The sequence below is a fragment of the Desulfobulbaceae bacterium genome, assembly GCA_013792005.1.
In the GTDB taxonomy this organism is placed as follows: domain Bacteria; phylum Desulfobacterota; class Desulfobulbia; order Desulfobulbales; family VMSU01; genus VMSU01.
Window position 1 is genome coordinate 1 of sequence record VMSU01000170.1, and the last position, 9,268, is coordinate 9,268.

Consider the following 9,268-nt stretch of genomic DNA (forward strand, 5'->3'; position numbering starts at 1 on the left):
AAGTTGCTGGAGGACGAGGAGAGTTTCTTTTCCATAATTATAGCATAGAAACCTTCACTGTAGAACGAGATGTGAGCTGCCAATCCTGCGGAAGGCCTTTCTGATGGATGGTTTTTTAACTGCCAAGTTCAGGTTACGCCCATCGGTTTCTTTTGTTCCGATGCCCGATGATGGGAAATATCAATTTTTTCTGTCTGACATTCGGCAAAGTTTCATCATGGCCTTCAGGGACGAAGTACTTGTAAAAGTTTTAGCCTCGCTTGATGGGAGTAAGACGTTACTGCAACTCGTGGAAGAGTACTCCCTTGGTGCTGGACAGAAGGAGGGGCTGGCTCGTCTATTTGAAATCCTAATAGAGAGATGCGCCATTGAGGATTTTGATGCTGTTAGTGCCAGAGAGACACACCCGTTTAGGCGGGTGATTAATTTTATCGCCTCCTATATTCCTTATCACGCCGTTGGCGCGGCCTTTGACAAATTCACACAAAGTCAAGTCGTCATAGTCGGGGCCGGAGGGGTAGGAAGTTGGGTGGCCTTGCTTCTGGCACAGATGGGGGTTAAGCGATTTGTCATTATCGACGATGACGTTGTAAAACCGCACAACCTCAATCGCTCTGTTTTTACCAAGAGTGATGTCGGCACCAATAAGGCCCACGCCATTGCAAATCTGCTTTCTGCCAAAAAACAGAACTACTATGAGTGCATATCAATTCTGAAAAAAATCAATAGCGCAGAAGCATTATCCTCCGATCTTGAGGGAATTCTTGATCCCCAAACAATCTTTATCAACTGCGCGGATTATCCATCCGTTGCCCAGACTTCTGCTATTATTAATGAAATTGCCTTCGCTAAAAATTTGCCATACATTATCGCCGGCGGATACAATATGCACCTCAGTCTCATCGGACCGACAATCATTCCAGGTGAAGCGCCATGTTTTCATTGTATCTCTCATGGCATGAATAAACTCAAAGTTGTGGAGATTGAAGGCGCTGAGTGCGTCGTCAAGGAACACCGAAACCTTGGCAATCTGGCTCCTCTGGCTGCTATCTCGGCATCTTTTGCTGCTAATGAGGGTCTGAAGTTGATGTTGAGATTGCCGAACCTAAAACCAACCATGATAGGTAAGCGAGGTGAGTTTAATTTTTTCACCAATAATCTGACGTTGGAGGAATACGAGATGTGGGATGAATGTCACTATTGTTCATTAAACAATTCACTGAGAGGTTGAGGCATGAAGATTATTACTGACCTACATTTTTACCCTACTCAATTTAATTTTTCAGATAGGAATCCTTGATCTGTCAAATTGAGAACTCCACAGAAAGAAATCGTTAGTCACATTTTCAATTTTCCCCTCCTATCTAAACTCTGAAATTCACGAAATCAAAAATTATTTAAAATTTTAAATATGTGTAGAGAATGCGAATAGATAACTATATTCCATTAGAACGACAGTTTTCACCTGTCCCCAAAAGCCAAGAAGATGCAGAAAGTGACGAAATTCTCTCGAGTTGGGGTCATGTCAAACTAAAAACTTGGGATGATATGGACCGCGAATTTCGTTGTGTCATTCTGGCGGAAGCAGGTGCTGGGAAGACCGAGGAATTGCGGCAACACGCAAGGGTACTGGCAACCCTAGGGAAGTCATCCTTCTTCATCCGTATCGAGGATATCGAAGCCGATTTCTATAATGCATTTGAGGTAGGTGAGGAAGCCCACTTTCAGACATGGTTGCAATCGACGGAGGACGCATGGTTTTTCCTGGATTCTGTCGATGAGTCACGGCTCGAAAATCCAAGAGCCTTCGAAAAAGCGTTACGCCGCTTTGCTAAAGGCATAAAAGAAGGCGCACACAGGGCGCACATCTACCTCTCCAGCCGTCCCTACGCATGGCATCCGAGTGAAGATCGAAGACTTTTGGATGAGATCATGTTTCTTGCGGCCCCGCAGAAGGAACATGACGGAGATGAAGATCAGCAATCTGAACCTCAAAGCGCGCTCACGATTTACTCTATGCGCCCCTTGGATAAAGAAAGGATTCGGCGCTTTTGTGTGGCTAGTGAAGCGAAGGATATCGATCGTCTGTTGCATGAAATTGAACGTGCCAACCTTTGGGGTCTTGCGGAGCGCCCATTTGACCTCGGAAGTATTCTGGCCAAATGGGAAGGGGACAATACCCTTGGCGGCCGCCTGGAGCTCCTCCGCCACAACATCGACAAGCGGCTACGCGATGATCACAACAGCGACCGCGCCCAGCGCCAGCCGCTGAATCTTGAACGGGCAAGAGAAGGAGCGCGTCGTTTGGCAGCCGCTGTAATTCTTACTGGCCAGGTAGGTCTCAATGTGCCTGATGCTACACCGGTCAAACCAGGTATCGAAGCAGAATCTGTCCTCGCTGATTGGGATCCAAATGATGTTTGCGCACTACTCGAACGCGGAATTTTTAACGACATTATTTATGGAGCAGTTCGGTTTCGAAATCGGGATGTGCGCGAACTGCTTGCAGCTGAATGGTTTGATGGTTTACTAAAATCGGGTAACAGTCGCTATTCTGTCGAAGCCCTATTTTTCCGTGAGCAATATGGCGAAGAAATTATAACACCCCGACTTCGACCAATTTTGCCATGGCTTATCCTACTCGATAATGAAATCCGTCGCAGGGCGTTGAAATTTCATCCCGAAATTGCCGTTGAAGAAGGTGATCCGTCCCGACTGCCTTTATTGGAAAGACAGAGGATTTTGGCAGACATCGTCCGCCGGATTGTTTCAGACGAGGATAATCGCTCCGCACGAGATAATTGCTCGATTGCACGGATTGCGAATCTAGATCTCTCGGAAGATACGCAGCAACTTATCGACAAATACTTCGACAACGACGATGCTATCTTCTTTCTTGGTAGGCTGGTCTGGCAGGGAGGAATGGCAAGCTGCGTATCCCCTTTCATTGACATTGCACAAGATAGTTCGCGAGGGATCTATGCCCGGAGAGTATCGGCCCGAGCAGTAATGACTTGTGGCTCTGTAGAGCAGAAACGCAATTTGTGGCAAAGGATTAACGAAAGTGATGACTTGCTACCGCGAGGATTGCTCGCCGAGATAGTTGAAGCAGCAGAGCCTGATAGTCACAATATCGAGCAGTTGATGATTTCACTCGGTAAATTAGCACGTCACGAACGCTACAACTCCGATGGTCTCGATGACGCGTTTCATTTCTTTATCGAACGCTTGCCGGTAAGCAACGGTCAAGTAGAAATCTCCCATTTGCTCGATGGTCTTAACAGCTATCTTGACAGGCCCCCATATGTTGAACGTAAAGAATGCCATGTTTCGAAAGAATACGCATGGCTACTTGGTCCTGCTACTCATGCGATAGAAAGAGTGGTCGTAGCTCGAAGCACTGTGGCATTAGGGGGTACAGCTTTGTCCATCATGTTAAAGGTGCCTGCCGTGCGCTATTGGTCTGACGACGATTTCAGAGAATACAAGAGTGATTTACATAAATATGTTCCCAATTGGCCGGAACTTAATGACGCGCTCTACTGGGCCAGTGTCGACCAGGCACGGGCCGCCACGGCACTGAAATCTGGTGAACCGTTGACCAATGACTGGTCTATTTCATGGCTGGGCCATTATTGGGCCTTCGACGCAGCGAGCTTGTCTAGGTTGCTCAACTACATTGGTTGCCGCCAATTGAAAGATGACAGGTTGGTAGCACTTAGCACTGCATATAGGGTTTATGTGCAAGCTGACAGGCTTGCACACGTTCTAGCCAGCCTGCGAGGTGCTGTTGCTGATGATCATGTGTTGCGAGATCAACTGGAGATCTTCCTCAATCCTCCTGTACCACAGATGCTACGAAGGCAAGAAGAAGAACATACAGAATACTTACGAAAGCAGGATGAGAAGAATAAACGAAAAAAACAAGCTCGCGACACTTGGATAGAGGAGTTACGCATCAATCCAGATCGAGTCCGTAATCCACCCAATTTTACTCCGGGTGAATGGACCAACGATCAATGTTGGTTACTGCATGAAGTACTAGGCAGAGACTTGAAAACGAGTCGTTCTGAAGGTGCAAATTGGCAAGCTCTCATCCCTGATTTCGGCGATGCCGTCGCTCGAGCTTACCGCGATGCTGCCATCAACCATTGGCGGCATTTCATGCCGACTCTGCAATCTGAAGGGGTTAAAAGAGACAACACCACCCTTTGTTCATTGATATTCGCTATGGCTGGACTAGAGATAGAGGCAGCTGAGACGGCTGATTTTCCTCGCCATCTTAATGAGTCACAGGTTCGTCACGCTTTGCGCTATATCACCTGGGAACTTAATGGGTTTCCCAGTTGGTTTGAGTGTGTACATAAGGCATTTCCTGCATTGGTCAATGAGGCCGTGATTCAGGAATTACTCTGGGAACTTGAGAACACTGGATCGGATCAGCCGATGCACTATATTCTGCATGATCTGGTCTACCATGCGCCTTGGCTCCATTCGTCTATGGCTCCTGTGCTACTGGAGTGGGTGGAGGCCAATCCAACCCGTATCGAAAAGAACCGACACTATTGTCTACACATCTTGGCCAATGGCGGAACTGACCCGGCTAGGCTAGCGGCACTGGCTAGGCGACAAATAGAGCAGACTAATGACCGGGAAAGCATTCCATGGTGGTATGCGCTTCGTGTCGATTGTGATCCGGCAAATGGTATCACTGAAGTCGAGCAGTGGTTGTCAGGTCTAGATGAGGAGGTGGCGAGTCGCTCTGCACAAATCTTCGTAACAGCGCTAATGGGAGGGAGCCATGTGAGAAATGGTGGCCCTAGTATTGGTCATTTTCGCACAGCAGAGCATCTGAAGTCTCTATATATCCTGATGCACCGGTACATTCGCGTTCAAGAGGATATTAACCGTGCGAATGGAGGCGTGTACACCCCAGAACTGCGTGATGATGCACAGGATGCACGCAACAGATTGTTTAACCTTTTATCTGAAATACCGGGCAAAGCGAGCTACACGTTCATTAAGCAGCTGATTCATGAACACCCTGACCCCAATTATCGTCCTTGGATGGCAAAGCAGGCCTATAAACGAGCAGAAGAGGATGGCGATCTGGAATCTTGGACAGCTGAGCAGGTCAATGCTTTTGACAGGTTGCAAACGATCACACCTGCAACTCATCGCCAGCTCTTTGATCTGGCCGTGCAACACCTGCATGATCTGAAGAATTGGCTGGAACGTGGGAATGACAGCCCTTGGCGGACTTGGCAGCGCTCTAATGGAGAAACCGAGATGCGCACGTTGATAGCCGGTTGGCTCAATCAGCAGTGCCACCGCCAATACACTACTGCCCAGGAACCAGAGCTGGCGAACAGCCAACGTATGGATATCTGGTTGCACAATACTAATGTACATTCTCCTGTTCCTATCGAGTTGAAATTGCTCGATAAGGACTGGACAGGCCCAGATCTTTGCGAGCGGCTGCGAAATCAGTTGGCAGGTGATTATCTACGAGAAGAAAGTGCTGGATGTGGCGTGATGTTACTGGTCTTTCAAGGTAGAGGGCCAGAAAAGCGATGGATGGTTAACGGTCAGCTAGTTGGATTGAGTGAACTTGCCGGTGCTTTGAAAATCTATTGGCAGAGTATCGCTGGGCAATATCCCGGAGTTGAAGCAATAGACGTGATTGTTATTGACTTGACTCAAAGAGAACAAGTCAGCGATTCATGAACAGATACATCTTTAGTCGATTACATTTAACAAGTGGCTGTGACTGACACATTACCTCAATCACCTTCTGTGCGCTTCATGACACAAAAGCCGTTATCATATAATTTGCTCAATGGGCCTAGATTTAAGATTCCTCAATTACATCACAAATCAGTTCTAATGCATTGCAAGGACAGCCAACGGTATATCCAGAACCGCTAAACATGACGTAGCATATCCACCCTCAAGATTGTCTTTTTCAAAATTTACGACGTTAGTAAGGCTGTTGGTAGCTCGCAAAACTACAAACAAAGTCGGATTTTCAATCAGGGAATTAAATACAATATCTCCTGTTTGCGGGGGTCTTTTGGCAATTTTCGCCCTATCGAAGTTTTTTGGGATATACCCTTTAAGACAATGCCCCCATATGAGATGTTTCTTTAACCATTCTGCGGCATCTGCCTTCTTTATCGGATTTGCAGTATGCAAGATACTTATACTTGCCTCCTCTTTCGCGATGTCATCCTTGGATACAGCTGGAGCGAGACAGAGCATTTGGTACTGGTTTATTATTCTAGTTCTTCTCTCTTCAAGAGTTTCGCCGAGTATAACACGAGAGCGAATATCTATCCCGCTGTCTCTGGCAAGCCAAAGTAATAAGCCACGCAGGCGAGATATTTCGTCCTTTGGTTCATCGGTCAATTCTTGAAGAGCTTTTTCAAATAAATGAAAGGATGCCCCATACAGATATTTAATACAGCCGAGCAGTAAACGTTCACGCTCTTTCAGCGGGAATAAAGAGGTGCCGACCGGCATCCACGGAGCATTGACATCTAATAGCCGCAATTCTCGGAGTAAAGCCAACACAGCAACCAGTTGAACAATTGGCAGCACATGATCTACTTCCTGCTTACTTGAAACGGCATCGAGCTGTTTAAGCATCCTGCCGACCAAATTCCGGACCTTGTTGTTACAGGTTTTTACAATTACTATTGGGTCAATCTTCGTTCTATCGTTCTGTTCGGCATCGTCAATGCCAATTTGTTCTTCCTCGGAACGACCTAGTTGATCTGTTGAGTCTTTAATGACATCCCTTGATTTCTCAAGCCCCATCCCAAGATGATGAATTAACACATCTAGTAAGTGACCTAGATCCCCTGAGCGAACCAATCGGATTCGCTTTTTCTCTGCGGAAGTTTCTTTGAGATGAACAGCTAGGCTGTCTATTTCTTTTGGTTTATCAACTAAGCCTTCCTCTTGCGCCGCTTTTTTAAAGGGATCTTTCCGTAGATGGGGAGGTATTTCTGGCGGGTTATCAAAGATTATCTTCTCGACTGTGACAATAAGTCTCTCAATATCTGGATTTTCACTGCTAAGACTGGCTAACGAGGCTCTGAATTGTGCTTGGTGGGAACAGACAAGCTTCCTTTCGATCTGCTCCCGATGGTGCACATAGGCAAAACAATTATTCTTATCAGACGTTTCTAGCTGGACAAATCTTATGCTGGGGATGTCTGTTTGGATGGCTTTAAGAGAAATGATTACATTTCCATCGAGATATTCGCACTTCGAAATAGCCCCTAAAATGTTATGACTTGCATCATAACATATGGCATTGTCAAAGACCTTGCCGCCTAATAGCTTCTCCGAGAGCACAAGCTGATCGCCCTCACACAGACATGTTCCCGTTTTCTGTTGTATCAGGGACTTCGTTTCGCTTTCTTTTTGCTTTTTTCGACGTTCAGCAATTTCTATCCATTGTGTTTCAGACAACTCCGGAAAGGATGGGAGTTCAACAATCCCTATTTTCTTGGCTTCTGTGATTGCTAACTCGCCTTTGTGTAAGACAATTGCCTCAATGTTTCTTTCAGAAGGACCCGCAAGCCAAGCCGGGAAACTGGCATTGGCGCTACCTGTGATGAGCCAATGATTGTGGGAATGATCTTCAAACAAATATGCCTTTGCGTGAAGGTAGCCGTGCTTTTTATAAAGTTGGGAGGCGTCTACAAATTTAATTGCGCCAGAAAGACTCCCATGTTTCTCGATTTCAACAGAACTCGGCTCAACGCCGATTATAATTTCTTCTATCTGGAGTTCTGACGCGGCAGTAGAAAGAAAATGAAGCCTTGAGTCAAAGAAAGGGGAAATGCTCAAAACCCGTTTTATTCTCTTCGGCAATACTTCTTTTACCTTTTCCCAGAGAGACTTTTCATTCGAATCAGAGCAATAGAGTTGAATCCCAGTCGTACTTTCTTCAATTTTACCTTTTAACCAGGGGGCAAATTGAGTGAGCGATTGAATCGTTTCAAAATAATAAGCCCCAAGATCTTGTTGAGTTGTCACCCATGCCAGAATGCTTTGAAAGACATATCGTGCGCTATTAACACCCGATTTTTCCTTTGCCGATATATCAACCTTAGTGGTCAGCTCACGATTTATTCCGAACCCGCTGATTGTCATATTATGGCTGCCAACAAACAGGATTCCCTTTCTACGCTCTACAAAGAGTGCAATTTTAGGGTGAAACGCTCCCCCAAAGTCCATGGGAACTAGCGTATATCCATACCCTGCCAAGCGAGGCCGCAAGGAAGGAGTTTTCATGCAGTCAGCTAATTGTTTTTTATCGACAATGAGAATGTTGTGCCTTGCTCCCGAGGCAGAAAGGCGTCTTAGTACAACGTCTTCGTAAAAAGGGAAGTACACATTGTATGTCGTGATGACCGAAGCCTCGAACTTTCTGTCTTTCAGGACTTCGTATATGGAGACTTCTTGTTCACCCGACTGCATTTAGCTGAATCCTTCCATACTCGGTGAGCCTGAAAATATTTTTACTGGGATCTGGTTTCTCAATGGCCCCAATATCTCGTAAAACCTGAAGTGCTTGTCTAAATCTCGGCGTGGTATAGACTGGTTCCGGTTTGGATACAACTTTCAACCCTTGATCTGTTGGTCGAACCTGAAATGTATCCCGCCTATCACGATTCATCTTTTGAAGTGCAACTCGCATGTGTGCTTCAATGCTCCAATGATTGATAAGCCACCCCAACAGTTCTTTAAACTGCATGTTCTTCCATTCATTTAATGCGAGCCGCTCAAAACTGTTTAGATTAATAGGGTAGTATGCGAAGTAATCTTCCGGGAAAGGGAATTTTCGGCCATACCCCCCTTCATCCCACCCCCGAGCAATCAATGTGATCAATATTTCAAGACTGGTACGGATAATCTCTGTATGAACCCGCCGTTTTTTATGGTCGGCATAGAGAGTGAGCGCTTTTCTTCCTAAAGCAATCTCATGGTTCTCATCCTCCCACGCTGACATTGCGGGTATTGCATTACGTCTTTCTGTTACTAACTGCTCAATAACCTTAGCGCCATCGCCAGCAAGAGCTTCATTGACAATCTCGGTGTGCAGAACCCAAGAGACAAATTCCTCGGTGTTGTATATGTCTCGCTCCGCTCCATCCAACAAATCGAGCATGGCCCAAAAAAGAGATTGAGTTGCGATCGAAAGAAGTTCATTTCTTTGGTAGAGGGCCCAGCCTTTTCGGGTTTCAATTAAAGG

The 9,268-nt window shown here is 46.1% G+C and carries 3 protein-coding genes; 2 read left to right on the top strand and 1 reads right to left on the bottom strand.

What is annotated here, in order from left to right; genetic code table 11:
• The first annotated feature begins 103 nt into the window (after window positions 1-103).
• Window positions 104-1,231, top strand: a complete 1,128-nt coding sequence (locus FP815_10770) for a ThiF family adenylyltransferase (GenBank protein MBA3015419.1) — start codon at window positions 104-106, stop codon at window positions 1,229-1,231.
• Between the two features lie 191 nt (window positions 1,232-1,422).
• Complete coding sequence (locus tag FP815_10775) at window positions 1,423-5,727, top strand: hypothetical protein (GenBank protein ID MBA3015420.1); 4,305 nt, start codon at window positions 1,423-1,425, stop codon at window positions 5,725-5,727.
• A 156-nt stretch (window positions 5,728-5,883) separates the two neighbouring features.
• Here the strand turns inward: FP815_10775 and FP815_10780 are convergent, their stop codons facing one another.
• A complete protein-coding gene (locus FP815_10780; protein MBA3015421.1) occupies window positions 5,884-8,493 on the bottom strand; it encodes a hypothetical protein in 2,610 nt (869 codons plus the stop codon).
• Between the last annotated feature and the right edge of the window lie 775 nt (window positions 8,494-9,268).

What these genes read in the sequence shown, in the direction of transcription:
- FP815_10770 (MBA3015419.1), top strand. Translation starts at nt 104, where the DNA reads ATGGATGGTTTTTTAACTGCCAAGTTCAGGTTACGCCCATCGGTTTCT.
- FP815_10775 (MBA3015420.1), top strand. Translation starts at nt 1,423, where the DNA reads ATGCGAATAGATAACTATATTCCATTAGAACGACAGTTTTCACCTGTC.
- FP815_10780 (MBA3015421.1), bottom strand. Translation starts at nt 8,493, where the DNA reads ATGCAGTCGGGTGAACAAGAAGTCTCCATATACGAAGTCCTGAAAGAC.